Origin of the sequence: Parageobacillus thermoglucosidasius (assembly GCF_001295365.1) — a bacterium.
GTDB classification, from domain to species: domain Bacteria; phylum Bacillota; class Bacilli; order Bacillales; family Anoxybacillaceae; genus Parageobacillus; species Parageobacillus thermoglucosidasius.
On the sequence record NZ_CP012712.1, the window covers coordinates 3,303,126 to 3,327,882 of the forward strand.

General features: G+C 49.5%; 26 protein-coding genes and 1 pseudogene. 5 read left to right on the forward strand and 22 right to left on the reverse strand.

Features of this window, described 5'->3' with window-relative positions; genetic code table 11:
- Positions 1-90: 90 nt before the first annotated feature.
- Positions 91-1,641 (reverse strand): acyl-CoA carboxylase subunit beta, encoded by a 1,551-nt coding sequence (locus AOT13_RS16270; RefSeq protein WP_013400438.1) that lies wholly within the window; start codon positions 1,639-1,641, stop codon positions 91-93.
- Positions 1,642-1,644: 3 nt separating this feature from the next.
- Positions 1,645-2,061: a methylmalonyl-CoA epimerase gene (gene mce, locus AOT13_RS16275; protein ID WP_003249335.1), complete on the reverse strand. Its 417-nt coding sequence runs from the start codon at positions 2,059-2,061 to the stop codon at positions 1,645-1,647.
- A 168-nt stretch (positions 2,062-2,229) separates the two neighbouring features.
- On the opposite strand from mce, the gene prli42 reads away from it, so the two are divergent.
- Positions 2,230-2,325, forward strand: a complete 96-nt coding sequence (prli42, locus tag AOT13_RS20225; RefSeq protein WP_013400437.1) for a stressosome-associated protein Prli42 — start codon at positions 2,230-2,232, stop codon at positions 2,323-2,325.
- Positions 2,326-2,436: 111 nt separating this feature from the next.
- Here the strand turns inward: prli42 and AOT13_RS16280 are convergent, their stop codons facing one another.
- From AOT13_RS16280 to AOT13_RS16320, 9 genes are all read right to left on the reverse strand, one after another.
- Positions 2,437-2,940 (reverse strand): L,D-transpeptidase, encoded by a 504-nt coding sequence (locus AOT13_RS16280; RefSeq protein ID WP_003249333.1) that lies wholly within the window; start codon positions 2,938-2,940, stop codon positions 2,437-2,439.
- A 52-nt stretch (positions 2,941-2,992) separates the two neighbouring features.
- Positions 2,993-3,970, reverse strand: a complete 978-nt coding sequence (locus AOT13_RS16285) for an aromatic acid exporter family protein (RefSeq protein WP_003249331.1) — start codon at positions 3,968-3,970, stop codon at positions 2,993-2,995.
- Between the two features lie 63 nt (positions 3,971-4,033).
- Positions 4,034-4,756: an amino acid ABC transporter ATP-binding protein gene (locus tag AOT13_RS16290; RefSeq protein WP_003249329.1), complete on the reverse strand. Its 723-nt coding sequence runs from the start codon at positions 4,754-4,756 to the stop codon at positions 4,034-4,036.
- The gene (locus AOT13_RS16295) at positions 4,749-5,408 is read right to left on the reverse strand and encodes an amino acid ABC transporter permease (RefSeq protein WP_035502671.1); all 660 of its coding nucleotides are present in this window, start codon (positions 5,406-5,408) and stop codon (positions 4,749-4,751) included. The genes AOT13_RS16290 and AOT13_RS16295 overlap by 8 nt, the downstream gene beginning before the upstream one ends.
- A gap of 75 nt (positions 5,409-5,483) precedes the next feature.
- Complete coding sequence (locus tag AOT13_RS16300; RefSeq protein WP_003249326.1) at positions 5,484-6,266, reverse strand: transporter substrate-binding domain-containing protein; 783 nt, start codon at positions 6,264-6,266, stop codon at positions 5,484-5,486.
- Positions 6,267-6,491: 225 nt separating this feature from the next.
- A complete protein-coding gene (locus tag AOT13_RS16305) occupies positions 6,492-6,923 on the reverse strand; it encodes a BrxA/BrxB family bacilliredoxin (protein ID WP_013400436.1) in 432 nt (143 codons plus the stop codon).
- A gap of 37 nt (positions 6,924-6,960) precedes the next feature.
- The gene (gene meaB / locus AOT13_RS16310) at positions 6,961-8,064 is read right to left on the reverse strand and encodes a methylmalonyl Co-A mutase-associated GTPase MeaB (RefSeq protein ID WP_003249323.1); all 1,104 of its coding nucleotides are present in this window, start codon (positions 8,062-8,064) and stop codon (positions 6,961-6,963) included.
- A complete protein-coding gene (gene scpA, locus AOT13_RS16315) occupies positions 8,061-10,256 on the reverse strand; it encodes a methylmalonyl-CoA mutase (protein ID WP_042384157.1) in 2,196 nt (731 codons plus the stop codon). The genes meaB and scpA overlap by 4 nt, the downstream gene beginning before the upstream one ends.
- Positions 10,249-12,294 carry a methylmalonyl-CoA mutase family protein gene (locus tag AOT13_RS16320; protein ID WP_042384158.1) on the reverse strand — a complete coding sequence of 682 codons (2,046 nt, stop codon included), beginning with the start codon at positions 12,292-12,294 and terminating at the stop codon, positions 10,249-10,251. The genes scpA and AOT13_RS16320 overlap by 8 nt, the downstream gene beginning before the upstream one ends.
- A 402-nt stretch (positions 12,295-12,696) precedes the next feature.
- Between AOT13_RS16320 and AOT13_RS21495 the strand changes: the two genes are divergently transcribed.
- From AOT13_RS21495 to AOT13_RS21140, 3 genes and pseudogenes are all read left to right on the forward strand, one after another.
- Entirely contained in the window at positions 12,697-12,837 is a 141-nt protein-coding gene (locus AOT13_RS21495) for a hypothetical protein (protein WP_237565166.1), read from the forward strand.
- Positions 12,809-13,111 carry a Uma2 family endonuclease gene (locus AOT13_RS21500; protein ID WP_376700120.1) on the forward strand — a complete coding sequence of 101 codons (303 nt, stop codon included), beginning with the start codon at positions 12,809-12,811 and terminating at the stop codon, positions 13,109-13,111. The genes AOT13_RS21495 and AOT13_RS21500 overlap by 29 nt, the downstream gene beginning before the upstream one ends.
- Positions 13,098-13,456, forward strand: a pseudogene (locus AOT13_RS21140) (hypothetical protein); the annotation flags it as partial. The gene AOT13_RS21500 and the pseudogene AOT13_RS21140, both read left to right, overlap by 14 nt.
- A 212-nt stretch (positions 13,457-13,668) precedes the next feature.
- On the opposite strand, the gene AOT13_RS16325 reads toward AOT13_RS21140, so the two are convergent.
- A complete protein-coding gene (locus AOT13_RS16325; RefSeq protein ID WP_418304035.1) occupies positions 13,669-14,208 on the reverse strand; it encodes an IS66 family transposase in 540 nt (179 codons plus the stop codon).
- A complete protein-coding gene (locus tag AOT13_RS21505; RefSeq protein ID WP_072000113.1) occupies positions 14,109-14,405 on the reverse strand; it encodes an IS66 family transposase in 297 nt (98 codons plus the stop codon). Before AOT13_RS21505 ends, AOT13_RS16325 begins: the two co-directional genes overlap by 100 nt.
- Here AOT13_RS21505 and AOT13_RS21145 point away from each other — a divergent pair.
- Positions 14,324-14,677, forward strand: coding sequence for a hypothetical protein (locus AOT13_RS21145; RefSeq protein ID WP_232511612.1), 354 nt, complete (start codon positions 14,324-14,326; stop codon positions 14,675-14,677). The genes AOT13_RS21505 and AOT13_RS21145 overlap by 82 nt on opposite strands.
- Before the next feature lie 180 nt (positions 14,678-14,857).
- On the opposite strand, the gene AOT13_RS16330 is transcribed toward AOT13_RS21145, so the two are convergent.
- From AOT13_RS16330 to buk, 9 genes are all read right to left on the reverse strand, one after another.
- The gene (locus AOT13_RS16330; RefSeq protein WP_013400432.1) at positions 14,858-15,235 is read right to left on the reverse strand and encodes a hypothetical protein; all 378 of its coding nucleotides are present in this window, start codon (positions 15,233-15,235) and stop codon (positions 14,858-14,860) included.
- Between the two features lie 2 nt (positions 15,236-15,237).
- The gene (locus AOT13_RS16335; protein WP_003249312.1) at positions 15,238-15,906 is read right to left on the reverse strand and encodes an ABC transporter ATP-binding protein; all 669 of its coding nucleotides are present in this window, start codon (positions 15,904-15,906) and stop codon (positions 15,238-15,240) included.
- A gap of 26 nt (positions 15,907-15,932) precedes the next feature.
- The gene (locus tag AOT13_RS16340; RefSeq protein WP_232511539.1) at positions 15,933-17,927 is read right to left on the reverse strand and encodes a hypothetical protein; all 1,995 of its coding nucleotides are present in this window, start codon (positions 17,925-17,927) and stop codon (positions 15,933-15,935) included.
- 67 nt (positions 17,928-17,994) lie between these two features.
- The gene (locus AOT13_RS21510; protein ID WP_427909985.1) at positions 17,995-18,378 is read right to left on the reverse strand and encodes a hypothetical protein; all 384 of its coding nucleotides are present in this window, start codon (positions 18,376-18,378) and stop codon (positions 17,995-17,997) included.
- A gap of 399 nt (positions 18,379-18,777) precedes the next feature.
- Positions 18,778-20,079 (reverse strand): dihydrolipoamide acetyltransferase family protein, encoded by a 1,302-nt coding sequence (locus tag AOT13_RS16350; RefSeq protein WP_042384167.1) that lies wholly within the window; start codon positions 20,077-20,079, stop codon positions 18,778-18,780.
- A 76-nt stretch (positions 20,080-20,155) separates the two neighbouring features.
- Positions 20,156-21,139, reverse strand: a complete 984-nt coding sequence (locus AOT13_RS16355; RefSeq protein ID WP_003249303.1) for an alpha-ketoacid dehydrogenase subunit beta — start codon at positions 21,137-21,139, stop codon at positions 20,156-20,158.
- Between the two features lie 13 nt (positions 21,140-21,152).
- Positions 21,153-22,148, reverse strand: a complete 996-nt coding sequence (locus AOT13_RS16360) for a thiamine pyrophosphate-dependent dehydrogenase E1 component subunit alpha (protein WP_042384169.1) — start codon at positions 22,146-22,148, stop codon at positions 21,153-21,155.
- 23 nt (positions 22,149-22,171) lie between these two features.
- Positions 22,172-23,593 (reverse strand): dihydrolipoyl dehydrogenase, encoded by a 1,422-nt coding sequence (lpdA, locus tag AOT13_RS16365; protein WP_042384170.1) that lies wholly within the window; start codon positions 23,591-23,593, stop codon positions 22,172-22,174.
- A 17-nt stretch (positions 23,594-23,610) separates the two neighbouring features.
- Entirely contained in the window at positions 23,611-24,720 is a 1,110-nt protein-coding gene (gene buk / locus AOT13_RS16370) for a butyrate kinase (RefSeq protein ID WP_003249298.1), read from the reverse strand.
- Between the last annotated feature and the right edge of the window lie 37 nt (positions 24,721-24,757).

The following is a 24,757-nucleotide window of genomic DNA, read 5'->3' on the forward strand; positions in this document are numbered from 1 at the left end:
CCCGCTAAAAGCAGTCTCTTCGCACATAAACATACATCATGGCAAATAAACTAACCCGCCGCCCACAAACGGGCAGCGGGTTTCCCTGTTTTATAGCGGAATATTGCCATGTTTTTTCTTCGGGCGCTCTTCATGTTTATGGCGGAGCATATCGAGCGCCTGAATGAGCTTGATTCTCGTATCGCGCGGGTCGATGACGTCATCAACCATGCCGTATTTTGCCGCGACGTACGGATTCGCAAATTTTTGCCGGTACTCTTCAATTTTTTGCGCCCGCGTTACTTCCGGATTCGGGCTATTTTCGATTTCGCTCGCAAAAATGATGTTCGCCGCCCCTTGCGGCCCCATCACGGCGATTTCCGCGTTCGGCCAAGCGTAAACGACATCGGCGCCAATCGACTTGCTGTTAAGCGCCACATACGCGCCTCCGTACGCTTTCCGCAATATAACGGTAATTTTCGGGACGGTCGCCTCGGAATACGCATACAAAATTTTCGCGCCGTGGCGGATGATGCCGCCATGCTCCTGCTTGACACCCGGAAAAAAGCCGGTGACATCTTCAAACGTAATAAGCGGAATGTTAAACGAATCGCAAAAGCGGATAAACCGGGCCGCTTTATCCGACGAATCGATGTCAAGTCCGCCGGCCATAAATTTCGGCTGGTTGCATACAAGCCCGACGACTTCGCCTTTGATGCGGGCAAAACCGATGACAATATTTTTCGCAAAATCTTTTTGCACTTCCATAAATGAACCTTCGTCGACGACTTGGAAAATGACGTTGCGCACATCATACGGACGGACCGCGTCAATCGGCACGACATCGGCCAAATCTGGACGATAGTCGTCCTCGTTTGGAATCGGGCCAAACGGCGGCTTTTCTTGATTGTTTTGCGGCAAATAGCTTAACAGCCGCCGTACTTGCTGAAGCACTTCTTCCTCGGTTGCCCCGGAAAAGTGGGCGTTGCCGCTGATCGTGTTATGGACGCGGGCACCGCCCAAATCTTCAGCGCTGATTTTTTCTCCCGTCACCGCTTCAATCACTTTCGGGCCAGTAATAAACATTTGGCTCGTTTTTTCGACCATAAACACAAAATCGGTGATCGCCGGCGAATAGACGGCGCCGCCTGCACACGGCCCCATAATGACGGAAATTTGCGGAACGACGCCGGAATAAATGGCGTTGCGGTAAAAGATATGCCCATATCCGTCTAACGACAGCACTCCTTCTTGAATGCGCGCGCCGCCGGAATCATTCAAGCCAATGACCGGCGCTCCTGTTTTTGCGGCTAAATCCATAATATTGGCAATTTTCTTCGCGTGCATTTCCCCAAGCGCGCCGCCAAATACAGTAAAATCTTGGGAAAAAACAAATACAGTCCTGCCGTTGATTTTCCCATACCCGGTCACGACGCCGTCTCCCGGTCCTTTTTTTCCATCAAGTCCGAAATCGGTGCAGCGATGCTCGATGAACGGATTCAATTCGACAAACGTCCCTTCATCGAGAAGCAAATCGATGCGCTCGCGGGCCGTCAGTTTCCCTTTGGCATGCTGTTTTTCAATTTTATCATCTCCGCCGCCCAGCTCGATTTCACGGCGCCGGTCATACAGTTCATTAATTTTGTCATACATGTCAATCATCGCCTACACCTCCGCATCCTTTCTCTCGCAAAGTTCGTACAAAACGCCTCCCGTTGATTTCGGATGCATAAAGGCGACAAGCGCCCCGCCGGCGCCGCGTTTTGGCTCGTCTTGGATCATGCGGATTCCTTTCTCTTTTAGTTCATTGATCCGTTCTTGTATATCGTCCACTCCAAGCGCGACGTGATGAATTCCTTCGCCGCGCTTTTCAATAAATTTTGCAACCGCGCTTTCCGGCGACGTGGGTTCAAGCAATTCTATTTTCGTTTCCCCCGCTTTCAAAAAGGCGACTTTTACTTTTTCCGATTCCACTTCCTCAACGCCGAGCAGCTTCAGCTGCAATGTATCGACGTAAAAAGGCAGCGCTTTCTCAATGGAAGTTACGGCAATTCCAACATGGTCTACTTTTTTAACATCCATTGCCCAATCCCCTTTGCTGTGAAATATTGCGAACATTAAATATATTCGCTATTTCGACAAAAAATCCTGCTTTTCTCTTACAATCGTGGACAAGTTTTCCCTTGTCTCCCCGTTTCCATCACGATACAATGTTAAACAGGAACGTTGTCCATAAGGGAGGAAACAGCAATGTCCCGCAAGAAAACGCAAAAATTCATCGTTTATTTGATGTTGCTCTCTATGTTAATCACAACTATTTTAACCGGCGTGAGCATGTGGTTTTAATAAGAAAACAGAAGGCGATGAAATGCGCCGCCTGCTGATGTGCCAGAAGCATCATGCATCTTCTTGTAAAATAAAAAGGACAAGCACTTAACCGGGGCTTGTCCTTTCCACTTAAAGGGCGCCATACCGTTTGCCAATTGCCGAAAATGATTCGTTGCTGTAAACGATCACCACTTTCGTGCCAATCGGAACTTTTTCATACAACTGCTCGACATCGTGATTGTACATGCGCACACATCCTTGCGATACATATTTTCCGATGGATGGGGGATTATTCGTTCCGTGAATCCCGTAAACGCGTCCGTCCGTTCCTTTCGCGTTAAATCCAATCCACCGCGTTCCAAGCGGATTGTCCGGCGCGCCTCCCGGGATATTTTTTTTGCGGTAATACGGATTTTTCGCTTTGACTGTTACCGTAAACATCCCTTCTGGCGTTAATAATGTATTCACGCCAGTGGCAACAGGGTAGACGGTTTCAATTTTTCCATTGTCAATCAACGCAAGTTGATTGACCGCTTTATTGATGATGACGAACGGCTGCGTTTCCGCCGCCGCGGAAGCAGAAATGGAGAAAAAAGAAGAAAGCACCAGCATCGCTGCCAATATCCATCGCATCACTCTCACCCTTTGCTTTTCTTTGGTATAGTGTGAAGCAAAAGGGCAAAGATTATGTGCCATGAGAAAGCGGCTTTTTCTCTTTCGAATCGCGAAACTGGCTTTTAATGATTAAATATTGTTCCAGTTCCTTTACTAAATGCAACAAAGCGGCCCGCTCCTCAAATTCTTCGCGCGTTTTTGGCAAAGGCATCGTTTCAAATCGTTTTTTCATATGTTGCAGTTCGCGAAGAAAACGATACGCCGTATTTCCCGGATGAACGGCATCGCTTAATTTATCGATAAAATCGGCAACGATGTTGCGCTGCTCCACTGTATATGTTAGCGATGTGACGAGCGGAAGCACTCGTTCGATAATTTCCAGCTGTTTCTCCCGCATTACGAAATAATGATAATATCCGTCTTCATTGCGCAGCACATGATTTTCGACATTTCGCAGCGCAAGCAGTTTTGCCTGTTGTAACATATCTCCTGCCAGCATCAACTCTTTCCCGTCCCAATCCGTTTCGTTCGTGCGCAAATAACGAACAATCTCCTTAAGAATGATGCGGAATAAATCTTCGACAATGCGCTGATATTCCTTTAGCTGCTTTTCCACGCTTGGCATGTACATATTCATTAAAAGCGCAACGCTAATGCCGATAACAAGCAATAGCAGCTCATTGAAAACAATGGACCATGTAAACTTCCTTGCTGCGTACAAATGGAGAATAATGACCGAGCTCGTCGCAATCCCTTCATTTACTTTCAACCATACCGTTGTCGGAATAAAAAAGAGCAGCATTAGCCCGACGGTAAACGGATAATACCCAATTCCTTGAAAGAAAATATATGAAAACAGCATCGCGACAACACACGCGACAAAACGCGCCCACGCAGCTTTTAACGATCTTTTTTTCGTCACTTGCACGCATAAAATCGTAATAATGCCGGCAGAAGCAAAATTATTTAATCCTGCCAGCTGGGCGATAAAAATCGAAAGCGCAGTGCCGATCGCCGTTTTTGCTGTCCGGTATCCTATTTTCACCATTTTTCATTCTCCCGCTCCAAATTAAAAAAGATGATCCAAGGACCATCTTTTTATTGTACTTCATTATAACATTTTTTCAAGAAATTCTTGAGCCCGCTTGCTTTTTGGAGATGAGAAAAATTGTTGTGGCGGCGCATCCTCGATAAGTTGACCGCCGTCTAAAAACAGCACCCGGTCGGCAACTTCGCGGGCAAAGCCCATTTCATGCGTGACAATTGCCATCGTCATTCCTGTATGTGCGAGCGCCTTCATTACTTCCAGCACTTCTTTGACCATTTCCGGATCCAGCGCTGACGTCGGTTCATCAAACAACATCACATCCGGAGACATGGCAAGCGCCCGTGCGATCGCCACACGCTGCTTTTGCCCGCCCGACAGCCGGCTCGGATATTCGTTCGCCTTTTGTTCCAATCCAACCTTTTTCAGCAGTTCGATTCCTTTCACTTCCGCTTCGGCCTTTGCCACTCCTTTGACTTTGACCGGCGCATATGTGACGTTTTCGAGCACCGTCATATGCGGGAACAAATGAAAATGTTGAAACACCATGCCGACATGCTGGCGCACTTTCATAATGTTCGTTTTCTTATCGGTAATCTCCTCATCCCCAATCCAAATTCTTCCTTTTGTTGGTTCTTCCAGCAAGTTTAAGCAGCGCAAAAACGTTGATTTTCCAGATCCGGACGGGCCGATAATCGCCACTACTTCCCCTTGCTTAATCGTTGTCGTAATTCCTTTCAATACTTCTTGATTGCCAAACGATTTATGCAAATCCTCGACTTTAATCACTTTTTCTCAATCTCCCTTCCAACGCTTTGCCAAGCAGCGTAAGAAGCATGACTAAAACGTAATAAATAAGCCCGGCGATCAACAGCGGCTCAATATACCGATACACTTGTCCGCCGACGATATATGCGCGCCGCATGACATCCATCGCCCCAATGACCGTAACGACAGCTGATTCTTTCGTCAACGTAATAAATTCATTCATCAGCGCCGGCAAAATATTTTTCAACGCTTGCGGCAAAATAATATCCCGCATCATCAGCTTATATGGAATGCCGAGCGCCAGCGCCGCTTCCCGCTGCCCTTTATCGATGGCCAAAATGCCGGCGCGGATAATTTCAGAGACATAGGCGGCAGAGTTTAAGCCGAACGCGATAACCGCTGAAGGAAACGGCCCGATATCCACGCCAGTAAGCTGCGGAATGCCGAAATAAATAAGGACAAGCTGCAGCACGAGCGGTGTGCCGCGAAATACGGAGGTATACGCGTCAGCAAACCAAGCCAATACTTTGATTCTGCCTATCTTCATTAACGCCAGCACAACGCCAAGCGCAAATCCAAGCAATACCGCGAAAATGACGATTTTTAATGTGACAATAACTCCTTCTAATATGAATGGTATCGATGGAACGATCTGTGAAAAATCTAAATTCACGCGCGCATTCATCCTTCCTTGCAACATGGTGAAAACGTTCAAAAAGGAAATCTTTCCTTTTTGAACGTGTGGTGATTATTGGTCAAACCATTTTTTTATCAGCTGATCTACTTCACCGTTTTCTATTTTTTCCCGCAATACCTTGTTGAACTCATCGCGCAGCTTGCTGCCTTTCGGGAAGGCGATGGCAGATCCTGCTTCTTGTTCATTGGTCGGAATCGTGTGTCCTTCTAGTTTGCCGTTGCTCGTTTGCAAGTATCCTTTTGCAACCGTATCTTCGATAATCGCTGCATCAAAGCGCCCTGCTTGAATCTCTTGAATTAATTCCGGAATGCGGTTGCGGCTTTCCAGTTTCATGTCCACCGTCTTGGCAATTTTTTTCGCTTCCTCTTCCTGTATTGAGCCAGTTTGGACGCCGACCGTTTTGCCTTTTAAGTCTTTCACCGTTTTTATGCCGCTTCCTTTTTTGGAAACAATCATATTCCGGGATACATAATACACATCCGAGAAATCAACATTTTTCTTGCGATCTTTCGTCGGTGTCATTCCCGCCAACACAAAATCGACTTTTCCTGACTGCAACGCTGGAATCAACCCGTTAAAGTCCATATCGACAATTTCAAATTCGTATCCCAGCTCTTTCGTAATCATCTTCGCCAAATCGACGTCAAATCCGATAATTTCATTACCTTTAGCAGTGTCGATATACTCAAATGGCGCATAATCGGCGGAAGTGCCCATTTTTAACACTTTTTTTTGCGCCCCGCTCCCGTTCTTTTCTTCGCTCCCTGCTCCACAGGCGGAAAGCAGGCCAATAAGTAGAATGCTAGAAACCAATAACGATAATAGCTTTTTCATACAACGTCTCTCCCTCTCTATCCTTAAAAAATTAAATAATTTTAACAATATTTATGAAATAACTATCCAAAATTAGCAAGATGGAAGTGTTTTTGAATATATATTCTATGTTTTGTATATTAACACACATCCCAATCATCATGCAATCCATTTTATGATAAATAAATCATTTTTATTTTTTAAAAATAATAACAAGCAAATAAATAACGGAGCTGAATAGCTCCGTTATACTTCATCGCAATATTGGTCAAACGCTGCCTGCAGCTTTTGCACGACTTCGATCGGTTCATGCCCTTCAATTTCGTGGCGATGAATCATCGTGCAAAGCTTGCCGTCTTTTAAAAGCGCGAACGATGGCGAAGAAGGCGGCTGCCCTTCAAAATATTCGCGCGCTCTTGCTGTCGCCTCTTTATCTTGCCCGGCAAATACGGTGACAAGATGATCCGGGCGCTTGTCATAATGAATCGCATGCGCCGCCGCAGGACGGGCGATGCCACCGGCGCAGCCGCATACCGAATTGATCATTACAAGTGTTGTTCCCGGGCGCTTGAATGCGGCGTCGACTTCTTCGGGAGTGCGCAATTCTTCAAACCCAGCTTCCACGATTTCGCGGCGCGATTGCTCGACAATATCATTGTAAAGTGGAAATTGGAACATTGCATACACCTCCTTTTTATTATCGTATCACATTTTTTTACGTTTCCCTACTCTCATACACTTTAATAAGCTCTTGCACTGCTGAAGTGACCGACTGCGTTCCGGAAATGACGTTGTTTTCAATGATCGGCAGCTTTTCTTTCACCACGGGATGGGAAAAGAAACTCGTTTCTAAATAATCTTTAATCATCGAGTAAATCCAATCTTTTTGCTGGTGGCGCCGGCGCATGTCAAACACGCCGGAGCGCTTTGTCGTTTCCACAAACTTCTCAATCACGCGCCAAATTTCTTCGATTCCTTCTCCCAAAAGCGCTGAACACGTATACGCCTTTGTCTCCCATCCCGGTGTCGCCGGCCGCAAATAATGAAGAATTTGATTATATTCTTTTTGCGCGGCCAATGCCTTCGGCTTATTGTCGCCGTCCGCTTTGTTAATCACGATCGCATCGGTCAATTCCATAATTCCGCGTTTCATCCCTTGCAATTCGTCACCTGCTCCGGTCAGCACTAGCATTAAAAAGAAATCGACCATGCCGCGCACGACAAACTCGCTTTGTCCGACGCCAACCGTCTCCACCAAAATAATGTCATATCCTGCCGCTTCACAAAGCATCATTGTTTCACGCGTTTTCCGATGCACACCGCCGAGCGTTCCTCCCGATGGCGACGGCCGGATAAAGGCGCGCGGATGTCGCGCTAGCGTTTCCATCCGCGTTTTATCGCCGAGAATGCTGCCTCCTGTTAACGAGCTGCTCGGGTCGACGGCTAAGACGGCGACACGGTGCCCCCGTTCACATAAAAACGTGCCAAACGCCTCAATAAACGTGCTCTTTCCTGCTCCCGGCACGCCGGTGATGCCGATGCGGACCGACTTTCCGACATGCGGAAGCAGCTCGTTCAATATTTGCTGGGCGATGTCCATATGCTTTGCCGCATTGCTTTCAACAAGCGTAATTGCCTGCGCCAAAATCGTACGGTCATTGTTTAACACGCCTTCGACATATTCTTTTACCGACCGCTCTTTCCGCTTCACCCAACGTTTTGGCGAAGCGGAGGCGGCAGCTTTCACATAAGCAGTCGCGAACTCATTTTCTCTCTCTTTTTCCACCCATTCAGGGCGATGCGTTCGTTCGTCGTTCATTGGCTCACTTCCTCGTAACCGAGACGTTTATAAATTTCTTCAAGCACTTTTTCGGCAGCTGCTGGAATCACTGTTCCCGGCCCGAAAATGGCAGATGCGCCGTGTTGATAAAGAAACTCATAATCTTGCGGCGGAATGACGCCTCCGACGACAACGATGATATCTTCACGGCCAAGCTTGCGCAGTTCTTCCACCAACTGCGGCAACAACGTTTTATGCCCGCCGGCGAGCGAGCTGATCCCGACGACATGAACGTCGTTTTCGACCGCCTGGCGCGCCGTTTCTTCCGGCGTTTGGAACAGCGGGCCGATGTCAACGTCAAAGCCTAAATCAGCAAACGCTGTCGCGATCACTTTCGCCCCGCGGTCATGACCGTCCTGGCCCATTTTTGCGATCATAATCCGCGGGCGGCGTCCCTCCAATTCATAAAATTCATCGGTCATTTTTTTGACGCGCTCAAATTGCTCTTCGTTTTGAAATTCGGAACTGTAAACGCCGCTAATCGAGCGGATTACCGCTTTATGGCGCTTCGCTACTTTTTCAATCGCGTACGAAATTTCCCCTAATGTCGCGCGGACGCGCGCTGCCTGCACGGCTAATTCAAGCAAGTTTCCTTCTCCTGTTTCCGTCGCTCTCGTAATCGCGTCAAGCGCTTCTTGCACTTTTTGCTCATCGCGAGAGGCGCGCAGCTGTTTTAATCTTTCAATCTGGCGCATCCGCACCGCCGTATTGTCGACTTCTAAAATTTCGATCGGCTCTTCTTTTTCCGGACGGTATTTGTTGACGCCGATGATCGTTTCCGCACCGGAATCGATTCTTGCTTGGCGCCTTGCCGCCGCTTCTTCAATGCGCATTTTCGGGATCCCTGTTTCAATCGCTTTCGCCATGCCTCCAAGGCTTTCGATTTCTTCAATGTGCTTCCACGCGCGGTTCATTAATTCGTTCGTTAACGTTTCAACATAATAAGAACCCGCCCACGGGTCAATGACACGGCAAATCCCCGTTTCATCTTGCAAATAAAGCTGCGTATTGCGGGCGATTCGTGCTGAAAAATCAGTCGGCAGCGCAATCGCTTCATCGAGCGCGTTCGTATGGAGCGATTGCGTATGGCCGAGCGCAGCGGCGTGCGCTTCGATCAGCGTGCGCACGACATTGTTAAACGGGTCCTGCTCGGTCAAGCTCCACCCCGATGTTTGCGAATGTGTCCGCAATGCGAGTGATTTCGGATTTTTCGGATTGAATGTTTTCATCATTTTCGCCCACATAATGCGCGCCGCGCGCAGTTTCGCGACTTCCATGAAATAGTTCATGCCGATCGCCCAGAAAAACGACAATCTCGGCGCGAATGAGTCAATGTCGATTCCCGCTTTTAATCCTGTGCGGACATATTCCAGCCCGTCAGCGAGCGTATACGCCAATTCGATATCGGCAGGCGCCCCCGCTTCTTGCATATGGTAGCCGGAAATGCTAATGCTGTTAAACTTTGGCATGTATTTGGACGTATATTCAAAAATATCCGCGATAATGCGCATCGACGTTTCCGGCGGGTAAATATAGGTGTTGCGCACCATATATTCTTTTAAAATATCGTTTTGAATCGTTCCGGAAAGTTTGTCTTGCGTAACGCCCTGCTCTTCCGCCGTGACGATGTAAAACGCCATGATCGGCAGCACCGCGCCGTTCATCGTCATCGATACCGACATTTGGTCAAGCGGGATGCCATCAAACAAAATTTTCATATCTAATACCGAATCGATCGCCACCCCCGCTTTGCCGACATCGCCGACGACGCGCGGATGATCGGAGTCATAGCCGCGGTGAGTCGCAAGATCAAAGGCAACGGACAGCCCTTTTTGCCCCATCGCCAAATTGCGGCGGTAAAATGCATTGCTCTCTTCCGCTGTCGAAAATCCCGCATATTGCCGGATCGTCCACGGCCGATTCACATACATCGACGGATACGGCCCGCGCAAATATGGCGGGATTCCCGGCATATAATCAAGAAAGTTGAGACCTTCGATATCTTTTTTCGTATAAAGCGGCTTAATAGCAATGTGCTCATTCGTTTGAAACAGCAAATCATCGATCGATGCGCGCACCTTTTCTTCGACCGCCCGCTTCCATTGCTGTTCATCTGCCATTTTTTCCGGAATGTGCAACGAAATGTTCGTAAAATCGATTTTTTTACTCATCAAGGACCACCCCCATCTCCTTCATAAACGATACAATCGTTTCATAGCAGTTTGAACCGATATGAATAAACCCATCCACACCAGCTTGCACGAAAGATTGTTCCACCTCTTGTGCCTGCTTTCCGGCCACGTACAGTTTGACGTTTGAATCCGCTTGCTTTAACGCTTTCGCGATGGCTGGAACGATGTCTGTGTAGCTTTCATCCGAGCCGCAAATAATATAATGCGTGCCGTTTGCTTCAAGAGCTCCCGCCACCGCTTCCTCCGCGGTATGGTATCCTTCGCTTTTCGACACAGCCAGGCCGCCAGCCTCAAAAAAGCCAGTGATAAAATCAGCACGCGCTTTATAGTTTGGAATGTTTCCGATATTAATAAGATGAACGGTAGGCCGAGCACCGTATTTTTCTAAATGGGCTTCGGCAGCTTTGCGCAGCTGCTCAAACGGTTCGGCAAGGCGCCATTGCGGAATCGGCTTGACGTTTATCGCGGTTCCATCGTCTTTTAATGCCGCTTCTATTTCCTGAGCGGTTGCTCGGCGAAGCGCCATAAAAACAGCTGTTTCAACCCATCGCTTTTCACGGAATCCCGCTTGCAGCTGGGCGACATTTTCTTCGTCAACCTTTGAAAATGGGAAGGCTTTTTCGCTGCCTTCGTCCGCTTTTTGTATAGGCGCCTCCGCTAAGTTGGCGTAAAAGTTCGTTCCGACGATTTTTTCTTTTCGTTTTTTTACATTATCCTTCCGCTGCTTGGCAACGTTTTCCACTTCCACCTGCACAAACCCGTCTTGAAGCGTCTTAACGATGCCGCCTTTTCCTTCGATTTGCTGGAACAATTTCCATGCTTCTTCCGCTAATTGTGCTGTCAATGTTTCCACATAGTACGAACCGCCAGCCGGATCGATGACATTAGCGATATGCGCTTCTTCCAGCAAAATCAACTGCGTGTTGCGGGCGATTCTCCGTGAAAATTCATCAGCTGGCCCGATCGCCTCGTCAAACGGGGAGACGTGAAGGCTGTCGGCGCCGCCGATCGTCGCGGCAAACGCTTCTGCCGCCGCGCGAAGCATGTTGACATATGGATCGTAAATTGTTTTCGTAAAATAAGATGTACGCGCATGCATCGCGATTTTCTGCGCTTGCTCGCTGCCGCCGAACGCCTGCACGATGTTCGACCAAACGAGCCTAGCTGCACGAAGCTTCGCGATCTCCATAAAGAAATTTGAGCCGACCGCGAATGAAAATTGGATTCGCGGCGCGATATCATCGATCGCCAAGCCTCTGTCTAGACATGCATGGATATATTCAACCGCTGTCGAAAACGCAAAGGCCAATTCTTGAATGGCGTTCGCTCCGCCGTTATGATACAGCTCACTTCGGACGATGACCGTTTTAACGTGCGGCATATTATTTTTGGCCCATTTCGTTATATCCGCCATCATATCATACAATGACGCAAGTGAGAATGAGAGATGTCCTGTTTCCGCCAGCGTACCGATCGGATCCATCCCTATCGTTCCGCGCACCCCGGCAAACGGTATATGCCGTTTTTGCAAATAAGCAGCAAACAGTGCCACAAAGGAAAGCGATTGTGCCCCAGCGTCGACACGAAGCGAATATTGAGCCAAATCAATATCGGAAAACATGATCTCCACATCATCAAGCGATGCCACCGGAAACCCTAACTGCTCCAAGGCGATATGGATTTCTGTTTGTCCTTTTGCCAAATCATGCTTGACGATTTCGTTCCATTCTTTCGGGCTGGCTGCAGAAATTTCTTGGCTTACTTTCCAAGGTTCTTGAATATAGCCGTTTGCTCTAGTGCTGCGGACATAGCCCGGAAACCCCGGATACTGTTCGACATGCGCAAGCAGAGCTATGTCGCGGCGCGTATAAATGGGTTTAATGGTGATATTTTCATATGTAGTCGAATACAATTTTTCGAATGGCTTTCCCTTTAACGATTTCTCGACTTCCTGTTTCCACTCCTCGAAACTTGGAATGGGAAACGTTGCGTTTTTCATCATCGAAATATCACTCACTGATATTCTCCCCCTTTTTCAGCGCTTTCTCCCATCCATAGGAAACCGCTTTCTTTTGCATTTTTTAAAATATTAGTGATATTTTTATTGTAGTATATATGGCATGATTCTAGCAATGAAGAAAACAAAATCTGCACCTATTATAAAATTGTGTTGTAAAAATATGTTACAATGAAAAAACAGGGTCAAGTCCAAATTATTGTGTAAAATTCTATTGCCAGTACAATAGGCTTGGATTACGGGAGAATTTTGTTTTTACACAATTTCGCGAACTTGATTAAAAAACAGCAAATATGGAGTGACTAAGTCATAAAAAGCCACGAAGCTAAAAAACGTTACACGTATAAAGACTATATCGAATGGGATGGAAGATGGGAACTAATCAACGGAATTCCTTATAACATGACTCCTGCTCCTTCCACCGAGCACCAGCGCATAGTAGGAGAGCTATATTTCGCCATGCGTTCCTTTTTGTCCAACGGAATGTGCCAAAGTCTTTATTTCTCCGCTCGATATTCTCCTCAGCGCAAGCGAAGACGATGAAAATCCCGATACGGTCGTACAGCCTGACATTTCGGTATTCTGTCACCCAGAGCAGATCGAGGAAAAAGGAGTAAAAGGGGCACCTACGCTCGTCATTGAAGTTCTTTCTCCTTCTACCGCTTTTAAAGACCGCAATGAAAAATTTTATCTGTATGAACGGTTCGGAGTCCAAGAGTATTGGATTGTAGACCCTGCTCATCAAACAATTGAAATATATGGATTAGTGAATAGCAAGTTTGCCAAAAGAAATGTATTAACAAGGCATTCGTTTTGATGCCCGCCAAGTGATTGGTCTTACTAATGACGATCCTGTATCGGAAGAGTTCCGTCCACTCAAACAGATCATCGAACGGTTTAACCGAACATTTAAAGGCAACTATCGACCGACCCATGGCTTCGGCGCGGAAGAAGGTTCTGTTTCGTTTGTCACTTTGTTTGTGCGTATTTTAACTTCTTGCGTCCACATGGTGCACTCGAAAACCGAGTTCCAGTCGTTATCCTTGAGTTAGGTAGCCTTCCACATATGCCTGCACGCTGGGGCAAGCTCATTGCCATGGCTCAAGCTTTCTCCAACAACAAGCTGCCTAACGGGAACGGATTCGGCGGAGCGAATCCTTGACCATCCGAACCTCGCCAAAGGTAAAATCAGGAATGGGCAAGGGCTGCTTTCCTATGCTTTTTTCCTGCCCTTGCCCTTACTGACCTCTTCTCTCCTTTGGCGAGTGTTGGTCAAGGGCGAATCCGACCTCATATTCCCTTCATTTTCCTTAAAAAGGTGGCTCGCGATCACTTTTCATAGAACTTTTGACGCTACCGCGGACAACCGAGATTTTAGGCAAACAAGGCCTCAGTGTTTCCCTGAAGCAGCTCGACCATCGTTTCGGCCACCGGCTTCTTCTGTTTTTGGATGGTGGACAGAACACTCCGCATCAGGCAAAAGGCCTCAACGCCCGCTTCGGAACGGAACGTGCCGGAAATCTTCTCCTTCGTTTTCGCCATGCGCAAGTCCCGTTCGGCCAAGTTGTTGTTAAACGGCACATGCGGTTCCCGCAAAAATCGAAGGATCTCCGTTTTCCGTTCCCGCAGACGGCGAAGGAGCCTTCTGGTTTCCTTGGCCGCCGTTTCGGATCCGTTGTGGAGCCGCAAATGCGCCCACAAAGCGGCTTGTTGGACAAGGCGGTCCCATTCCGCTTCGAGCACCCGGGCTTGCGCGTCGGTGAGCGCTCCGCCAGCTTCGTTGACGAGCCGGTTCATCTCGAGCAACAGGTCGCTTAAGCGTCTCGCCCAGCCCTGATGATGCACTTTGTGCAAGGCCCGCAGCTCGCGAAGCAAGTGGGCGTTGCACAGGGCGTGTTCCGCCTCGGTGAACAGAAAATATGGCGCCCATGCATCGTGCATGATGGTTCCCCGATACCGGGGAGAAGACCGATGGCCTCCATCGCTTCCCGCCCCCGTTTGGGATGGCAAAACAGCCACGTGGCTTCCGATGTGCCGGCCACATGGAGCCAATGCCGTTTTCCTTGGACGGAGAGGCTCGTTTCATCGGCGTGCAAAATCGGGGAAGCCAACAGCTTCTCTTGATGGGTTCCCGCAGCGCCTCGAGCCGGGCGGCCGATTCTTGAACGATATTGTAGATGCTTCCCTCACTGATGGGAGCGTCCAACCATTCCTCGAGCAACTGAACAAGCCGGGCAGAAAGAAGGAGCTGCACCGTATGGAAGTAGGCGACCAACGCACGGATGCGCTGCCGTATTGGACATGGTGCGTGACGTCTGGTGGAAATTCCGCCTGTTCGAGCCGTCCGCAGCAGGGGCATGATTTCACTTCCGCCTCGTGTTGAGCGACCTCGACTTTGATGACAGGGATATCAAACACTTGGTGTTTCACTGTCCGCCGGGCAGGGACGGCTTCGAGCGAAGCCCCGCAGCCACGGCAAAAAGGGCAGACATCATTGGCTTGTGTTGTGGTCTTTGGCTAGTTGAACCCGAGGGCCCAACTAGCTCCGCAGGTATGACGGATCTCACCGTTTCACCAATTCCACCGCTGTTCCAAACCCTTGATCGGCTAAAATGGAGGAAATGCCATCACGTTCTGCTTTCGTTTTGTAGGAGATGCGGATGACCGCTTGGTTTGTATCCTCTCCGCACGGTGTCGCGACCTCCACGTTAACGCCTTCGCCCACCTTTTCCAAGCGGGCGACAAGATCCCGGTGGTTGGCCAGCGCTTCTTCGACCGCTGACTTGCTCGGCAGTTTTCCGCAAGAAGGGCGCGCAAACTCTTGTTTGCCCGGGAACGGGATGAACGAAAGGCCGACGCCAGCTCCGGCGATCAAGAATCCCCCGGCTAAGACGGCCACCAACAAGGCCGCCCACCACCATGTTCTTCTTTGTTTTGGCAATTTTATTCTCCCCTTCCCTCTGGAGCATCCGAAAAACGCGCTAGCGAGTGCTGGACATCAGCAGCGCGCATCATCTTGTCGTCATGGGTGGCCACGATGACAGTCCTTCCTTGCCGCGCCAGCGATGCAAGCAGTTCAATGACACGTTCGCCGTTGGCGTCATCAAGGGAAGCAGTCGGTTCATCGGCCAAAATGACTTGCGCATCCTTATAGAGTGCGCGCGCAATCGCTAGGCGCCGCTTTTCGCCGCCGCTTAAGCGGGCGGCCAATTCTTGTTCCCTTCCGCCCAATCCTGTTTCCATGAGCACCGCTTTCAACCGCTTCTCATCGCCCACCACTTTGGAACGGAACAGGCTAGATGTCATCGTGACATTGAAAGCGACAGACTCTTCCTCCATAATCCCGTAATCTTGCAGGATAAACGCCGCATAGTTTTTCCAGAAAAGGCGGCGCTGCCGCGCTCCCCAAGCGGTTGTGTCGGCGCCGTTGGCCAGCACGCGCCCGCCGGTCGGCCGCAAAAGCAGTCCAAGCAAATGAAGAAGCGTCGTTTTGCCGGCGCCGCTTGGGCCGACAAGCGCAGTCATCGCCCCCGGCACGCAGACTAAACTTTCTCGTTCCATAATCGTCCGCCCATTTAGTACCATTGTCACTTGATCCGCTTCGATCCGCATCGCACCACATTCCTCCTTGCTTTTTTCTACAGCTGGCGCAGGCTGACTTTCGCAAACACCCAGCTTGCCGCCCCTATATGTACAAGCGGCAGCGCCAACAGCGCCATCGCCCCCGCTAGGGCGACTGCCATCCAGCCATCCGAGCCTTGAAGCGCCATAATCAAGACCGTCAATGCACCTCCAATAAGCCATTCCTTCGCTATTCGCCCTCTTAGGCTCATCCACCAAGATGCTCCGCCGAGACGGAGCGGAAAATCGCGCTTCGCTTTCAACACCGCAGCAATGAAGGCGCTGATGATGGCGGCAATAGCCAAGGCCACAATGAGCGCAGAAAGCGATCCGGCTCGCAGCCAAGCAAAATAAGCGAAAAGCTGCGCGCGCAAAATTCCTTCTTCGGCCATGTAATTGACGCGGATGTTGTTCTGCAAGCCACGCTCGGACACGAGCTTTTGCGCCGCCTCTAACCCGGTGAAGCTAAGTTCAGACGATGAGGCGACAGAAATCAGGAAGTTGTCATTAAACATCGCGTGCACATTCGGTACAAGAAGGAGAATCACTTCATTGGGCTTCGCGAAATCAAGCTGCCCACCGAACCGGACAAAAGGGAGTGTTTGCAATCCAGCTAAGCGATATATCTTCACTTGGTTCCATATGTTCACCGCTTGTTGCGGATTTCGTACATACAATGAAAATGATGCTTCCAGCACCTTTTTGGCATCTGGTGGGATTTGCTCCGGCGAAAGCGGAACGAAAGACAGCCGTTTTTTCTCTCTCCCTAGCACAAGATCAAGCCACCGCTGATTGACCATGATGATGTAACGATAGGGAGCGATCCGGAATCCATCGACGGAGAAGTACTCTTCCGTCCACGCGAGAGATAGCGCCACCTGATCCGCCGCCTCCGCTTCCCGCACCATGTCGCCGACAAAAGGCTGAAGCTTCTGGAACATTTTCTCGCTTTCCGCTCCCCCCGCTTTTCCCGGACGGGACGGGAACACGAAGACGGCCTGATCGGCCAACGATTTCCACGTGGCCTGTTCCTGTGCCGTTTTTCTTGCTTCCGTATATGCGGCGAAGGCCGGCGCGACTGTGGCGAGAACGAGGGCGAACGTGGCGATTTTCAGAACCGCCGAACTTTTCGCCAAACTTTTGACGGCCGGCTCCCGCATCGCCAACATCGCAGGGCTTGGCCATGAGGCGGCCGAGAGAGCCAAGGTGCAGGCCATAGTCAGGAAGATGACGATCCATTCGGCCAAAAGCAACACCTTAGCATAATAAGGCACAAAGCCCCAACCATAAGCGAAGCCCACGTAAGCGAAGGCCAACACATCCAACAGCGCGGCAGCGGAAACCATCGCCATGAGAAAACGGATGAAGTCCTCGCATTGAATGCGCCACGCCGCCACACCGGCCAACACGCGCAGCGCTCGCCCCCTTGCCTTGACCGCCAGCCAATACAAGGCCAGTGACACCATCAGCGCGGAAACGGCGAGCAGCGTCACGCCGAAATCGCTCTGCAGAGTGAGAAACTGAAAAATGGTGATGAGCGTTTCTTCGTTCCATTGCTGATCAACCCGGCGTGACGTCAGCCAATCTTTAAACTCGGCAATGCGATCCGTTTTTCCAGTCACCAAATAGTCGCCATTGGCGAATGAATGAGCTAGCGCCCCGTTGTCGCGAATTTCGGCGTCAGGTTGATTGCCGAAACGCTGGATTTGCTTCGGAAAAGAGCCGTGCGCTCCCACTTTAACAAAGACTTGGCCTGACTGATCCCTTCGCAAATCCGGGGCCACCTTCATCAGCCCCAGCCCTAATCGGTCGCTGATGGATCCAAGCTGTCGAAAGGCCTCCTCATCGGACAGGCCGGATTGGCTGAAATCCAATGTCACCTTGGCTTTCACTCCCAACTGTTCCGGAAAAAAGCGGTCGTGTATATCGGAAATGATGACCGCCACTAGGGCTAAAAGGGCAAACTGCACGGCTGAAACAGCGACAACAATTCTCTTATGCACGGACCTCATTCCTTCCTTGATCAATCATCCGCAACGAAAAGAGATACCCCGTCCCATCGGGAAGGGGTGGAAAGGTTTAAACAGATTGGCTATTTGCATATTCTATAGTAATAGGCATCATCAGACCATGGAAAATTGAGGGCTCCCTTTTCCGCAGCAGATGTTTTTCCCGGTGGAGTATCAACACTGCGCAGTTGTTCGCCGTTGTATACAACTGTTGAACCGTGGCATGAATCTGGATGATAGTAGCAGGAGCGAACCATGGCATTCCAGAAACCGTATGTCCATTTCCCCCCTCAGTTGGATATTGAGTGGTTGGTCCCGGATGCAACCATGCTGCTGCTTGATTCGGATTTACCAAGCTAAAAGCAGTGATTGCAAGCACCAGTACGCCAGCCAACGTCATCACTTTCCGCAACAGTTTATGCATTGTTTTAGACTGGACATGAATCCAAGACATGGGAAAGGTCCCACCTTAAAGACTAATTTTCATTTAACCGGCCAGTTTCGCCTTCACTATACCAAAATCATTTACAAAAAGCATCCGTATTTTCCGCAAATTTCATTACGAAAAATACCTATTTTTTCAAAACGAGTTTACCTGAATCCGTGACAGCAGCTCATCAAAAGCACCGTAAAACATAATCATATCAAGGGTTTAGCCCAGTTTCGGATGTTCACTTATTGAGTGAAAAGCAAAAAGTGTGATATTTGTTGATTTATCAAGCTTTCTCAGCAGTTTGAACGCGTTTTTATCACGGATTCAGGTCTTTTGTTTTTCCTGAATTAACGATCGATTTGCGGAATATATTCACATCATAACACCCCCGCCGTATACGAAATAACGGCGGGGGTGCCATTAATAAATCGGCGTATTGTCTTTTGACACGTTTTCCAAGATTTCTTTCACACGCGCGAGGAAGCGGCCGCAAATAAGGCCGTCCAACACGCGATGGTCAAGCGATAAACATAAGTTGACCATGTCGCGGATGGCGATCATCCCGTCTTTGATAACCGGGCGCTTGACGATCGATTCGACTTGCAAAATCGCTGCTTGCGGATAATTGATGATGCCCATCGATTGCACCGATCCGAATGATCCGGTGTTGTTAACGGTGAACGTGCCGCCTTGCATATCTTCCGGACGGAGCTTGCCGGCACGCGCTTTTGCCGCCAATTCAGCGATTTCGCGGGCGATACCTTTTATCGATTTTTCGTCGGCATGTTTAATGACAGGCACGAATAACGCATCGTCCGCCGCGACCGCGATCGAAATATGGATATCCTTTTTTTGCACGATTTTATCTCCCGCCCACATCGAGTTAAGCTGCGGGAATTCTTTCAACGCTTGCGCGGCCGCTTTGACAAAAAAGGCAAAATACGTTAAATTGAAGCCTTCGCGTTTTCGAAATTCATCTTTTATCGCATCGCGGTATGCCACTAAATTCGTCACATCGGCTTCGACCATCATCCAAGCGTGCGGCGCTTCATGCTTGCTGCGGAGCATGTTCGCGGCAATCGCCCTGCGCACCGGTGTGACCGGAATTTCGACATCTCCCGCATGAACAGGAATGTTTGGCGCCGCCGGCTGCTTGAAAACAGCTGCTTGTTCCGTTTTTTGCGCTTCTTGCGCTAATGCCGGCTGCGGTGCATTCCGAGTCTGGGACAAAGCGGCTTGCTGCGCCTCCGCTTCCGGGATGTTTCCGGACTCGATCAGTTTTAACAAATCTTTGCGCGTAATCCTCCCTCCCAGCCCTGTTCCTTGAATTTGCGAGAGATCAATATTATATTCTTGGGCCAGGCGCAATACCGCCGGCGAGTAGCGCCCTTTGGCTTTTGTTTGCTTGTTCGGCACCGGTGCTTCCGCTTGACCGGCTTCTTCTTGTTTTTCTTCTATTATTTGCGCTTCTTGATCCAGCGTTTCCGCTTCGATCATGCAAATGACCGCTCCTACTGGCAGCGTTTCGCCTTCACTTGCGATAATTTCTTTGATCACACCTGCAAATGATGAAGGGATTTCTGCGCTCACTTTATCTGTTATCACTTCGGCAATAGGATCGTATTTATTAACTTTGTCACCGACAGATACGAGCCATTTGCTAATCGTGCCTTCAGTGACACTTTCACCTAGCTGAGGCATCGTAATTGGTTCGATTGCCACGTTATGACCTCCTATCCCTCAAGTAAAAGCTATGTTTGACAAATGGCATAGCTGGAGAAAATGAAAACAACCATCTTTAAAATGCCGCTAACTCGCGCATCGCTTTTTCCACTTTATCCGGGTTGACCATAAAAAATTTTTCCATCGTCGGCGCATATGGCATCGCCGGAACATCCGGCCCGGCAAGGCGCATAATAGGCGCGTCTAAATCAAACAAGCAATGCTCAGCGATAATCGCCGCCACTTCGCTTATCACGCTTCCTTCTTTGTTATCTTCCGTAATAAGCAGCACTTTTCCCGTTTTGCTTGCCGCTTCAATAATCGCTTCCTTATCAAGCGGGTACACGGTGCGCAAATCAACAATGTGCGCGGAAATGCCGTCTTGCGCGACGCGTTCTGCCGCTTCGAGAGCGAAATGCACGCACAGCCCATACGTAATCACAGTAATATCGTCACCTTCGCGTTTAACGTCGGCTTTGCCGATCGGCAATACGTAATCGTCTTCCGGCACTTCGCCTTTAATTAAACGATACGCGCGCTTATGTTCAAAGAAAAGAACCGGGTCTTCATCGCGAATCGCCGCTTTAAGCAGCCCTTTGACATCATATGGCGTCGATGGCATGACGATTTTTAAACCTGGCTGGTTCGCAAAAATCGCTTCCACTGATTGTGAATGATATAATGCGCCGTGGATACCGCCGCCGTAAGGAGCGCGGATGACAAGCGGGCAGTTCCAGTCATTGTTTGAACGGTAGCGAATACGCGCCGCTTCCGAAATAATTTGGTTGACTGCCGGCATGATAAAATCAGCGAATTGAATTTCCGCAATCGGGCGCAATCCGTACATCGCCGCGCCAATTCCGACGCCAACGATCGCCGATTCCGACAGCGGGGTGTCGATGACGCGGTCTTCGCCGAATTGTTCATACAATCCTTGCGTCGCTTTAAATACCCCGCCTTTTTTGCCAACGTCTTCTCCTAACACGAAGACGCGCGGGTCTCGTTCCATTTCCTCGCGAATCGCCATCGTCACAGCGTCTATATAAGAAATCACTGGCATTGTCTCTTCCTCCTCACTTTTCCGCGTATACATACTTTAAGGCATGTTCCGGTTCCGCATACGGCGCCTTTTCGGCGTAGTCGGTCGCTTCATCCACCTGTTTCATGACGCGATCATGAATTTCTTTTTCTTGTTCATCTGTCAACACGCCAGTTTCTTTTAAATAGTTTGCAAACAAAAGAACCGGGTCTTTGGCGCGCGCTTCAGCAAGCTCTTCTTCGGAACGGTATGCGCGTTGATCGTCGTCGGAAGAATGTGAAGTTAAGCGGTAGGAAACTGTTTCAATCAATGTCGGCCCTTCGCCGCGGCGGGCACGGTCGGCGGCTTCTTTGACAACTTTGTACACTTCAAGCGGGTCATTGCCATCCACTGTATAGCCTGGCATGCCGTAACCGATAGCGCGGTCCGATACTTTTTCGCACGCTAATTGTTTGGAAATTGGCACGGAAATCGCGTATTTGTTATTTTCGCACATAAAAATAACAGGAAGCTTATGAACGCCGGCAAAATTAGCTCCTTCGTGGAAATCGCCTTGGTTCGATGACCCTTCGCCAAATGTGACAAATGCGACAAAATCTTTCTTTTCCATTTTCGCCGCCAGCGCGATGCCAACCGCATGCGGCACTTGTGTCGTTACTGGAGACGACCCGGTGACGATGCGGTTTTTCTTTTTCCCGAAATGCCCCGGCATCTGCCGTCCGCCGGAGCTAGGATCTTCCGCTTTCGCAAACGCAGATAGCATTAACTCTTTCGGCGTCATGCCAAATGTTAGCACAACACCCATATCGCGGTAGTAAGGCAGCACGTAATCTTTCGTGCGATCAAGGGCAAACGCCGCGCCGACTTGCGCCGCTTCTTGCCCTTGGCAAGAGATAACAAACGGAATTTTTCCGGCACGGTTTAATAACCACAAGCGCTCATCGATTTTGCGAGCCAGCAACATCGTTTCATACATTTGCAATACCGTCTCATCGCTTAAGCCAAGCGCTTGGTGGCGATTTTCCGCCATCGAAACAACCTCCTTTTATTTGCTTAAAAATGAATCGCGTTTCCATCAACAGCAAGCGCCGCTTCCGCCATCGCCTCGGACAGCGTCGGATGCGGATGGATCGCATGTGCGACCTCCCATGGCGTCGCATCTAATACGCGCGCGAGCTCCGCCTCGGAAATCATATCGGTGACATGCGGGCCGACCATATGAACGCCAAGCAAATCGTTCGTTTTTCGATCAGCGACGATTTTCACGAACCCTTCCGTTTCGCCAAACACGAGCGCCTTGCCGATCGCTTTAAACGGGAATTTCCCGACTTTTATGTCATATCCTTTTGCCTTCGCTTCTTCTTCCGTCAAGCCGACACTGGCAACTTCCGGACGGCTGTAGACACATTTCGGAATCATTGTATAGTCGATTGGCGGCGGATTTTGGCCGGCGATATGCTCGACAGCCGCGATTCCTTCATGTGCCGCAACATGCGCCAATTGCAGCCCGCCGATTACATCGCCAATCGCATAAATATGCGTCTCGTTCGTTTGGTAAAACCCGTTCGTTTGAATTACTCCATTTTCTATAACAATATCTGTATTTTCCAGGCCGATTCCTTCAATGTTTGCTTGGCGACCGACGGAAACAAGCATTTTTTCCGCGGTAAACGTCTTTTGTTCTCCGTTATGTTCCGCTTTAATCGTCACACCATTTCCTTTTTCCAATGTTTCCGGCAAGACTGTTGCCCCTGTGACAATCGTAATGCCGCGGCGTTTTAAAAGCTTTTCCACTTCTTTGGAAACATCATGATCTTCTGTCGGCAAAATGCGATCCGCATATTCCAATACCGTGACATCGACACCAAAATCATTCAGCATCGATGCCCATTCGATGCCAATGGCACCGGCGCCGACGATGATAATGGAAGAAGGAAGCGCTTCCATTTGCAATGCTTCATCCGACGTTATCACAAACTCTCCGTCAATCTCCAGCCCTGGCAGCGTCCGCGGGCGCGAACCCGTCGCAATAATGACATTTTTCGGTACAAGCATTTCATTCTCTGTCCCGTCATTCATTTCGACGGAAATCGTCCCCGGCAGCGGCGAGAAAATGGACGGGCCTAAGATGCGGCCGAAGCCTGCGTATACGTCAATCTTTCCTTTTTTCATCAAGTGCTGAACACCTTTATGCAATTGTTCAACAATGGCAGACTTGCGCGCTTGCACCTTCGCAAAATCGAGGCGCACATCGCCCGCAATGACGCCGAACGCTTCGCTATTTTTCGTTTGTGCGTATACTTCGGCACTGCGCAGCAGCGCCTTGCTTGGGATGCAGCCGGCATGAAGACAAGTCCCGCCTAATTTGCCCTTTTCGACAACCGCTGTTTTCCACCCTAATTGCGAGGCGCGGATCGCAGCAACATAGCCGCCTGTGCCGCCGCCCAATATGACGAGGTCATACTTTTTTGCCATAACGTTTCTCCTTTCTTTTACAAAACGGTCGCTGTCGCGAATGTTCCGCTCGGATATACTTTCTCTTTTTCCTCTCCGCGCAAGACACGCAGCGCGCCTTCGGCAAGCGCCTGCAGTTCATTTTCTCCGGGGTGAACGATCACATCGGCAATCCAGTCAACTCGATCAATAATTTCTTTCACAAACTGCTTTCCGTATGCAAGCCCGCCTGTCAAAATGATCGCATCGACATTTCCTGCCAATACGGCGCTTGCCGCGCCAATTTCTTTTGCTACTTGATACGCCATAGCGCTATAAACAAGCTTTGCCTTTTCATCTCCCGCTTCGATCATTTTTTCAACTTTTACCGCATCATTCGTGCCGAGATAACCAACGAGCCCGCCTTTTCCGACCAGCATGTTCATTATTTCATCGCGGTAATATTCTCCTGAGAAACATAGCGAAACAAGATCTCCCGCGGGAACCGTGCCAGCCCGCTCCGGGCCAAACGGCCCTTCCCCGTCCAACCCGTTATTTACATCCACCACTCTTCCTTTTTTATGGGCGCCAACGGTGATTCCGCCTCCCATATGGGCAACGATCAAGTTTACTTCTTCATAGCGCCGCCCAAGCTGTTTGGCGACGCGGCGCGCCACCGCCTTTTGGTTTAACGCGTGGAAAATGCTTCTTCGCTCAATGAGTGCAAATCCGGAAATGCGGGCAATTGGTTCAAGTTCATCGACAACGACAGGATCGACAATAAACGCGGGAATATTTAAAGCGGAAGCAATTTCATAGGCTAAAATGCCGCCAAGATTGGAAGCGTGCTGGCCGGAATAGCCTTTTTGCAAATCCTCGATCATCTGCTTATTGACGCGGTACGTTCCTCCTTCAATCGGGCGCAACAAGCCGCCGCGACCGCAGACAGCGCTTAATTTGGAAAGATCGAGCCCTTCTTCGTCCAACGCATCTAAAATCGTCTGTTTACGAAATGCATATTGCGCGGTAACCGATGGATATTGCTGCAACGTTTCTAAGTCATGGCGGATCGTTTTTTCCAAAATGGGGCGTTCATTATCAAACACACCGATTTTTGTCGAAGTTGATCCAGGATTGATCGTTAAAATCCGAAACTTCTGCTCCTGCAACGATTGTTACCTCCATTCTGGCTGCAGAAGCGGAAAA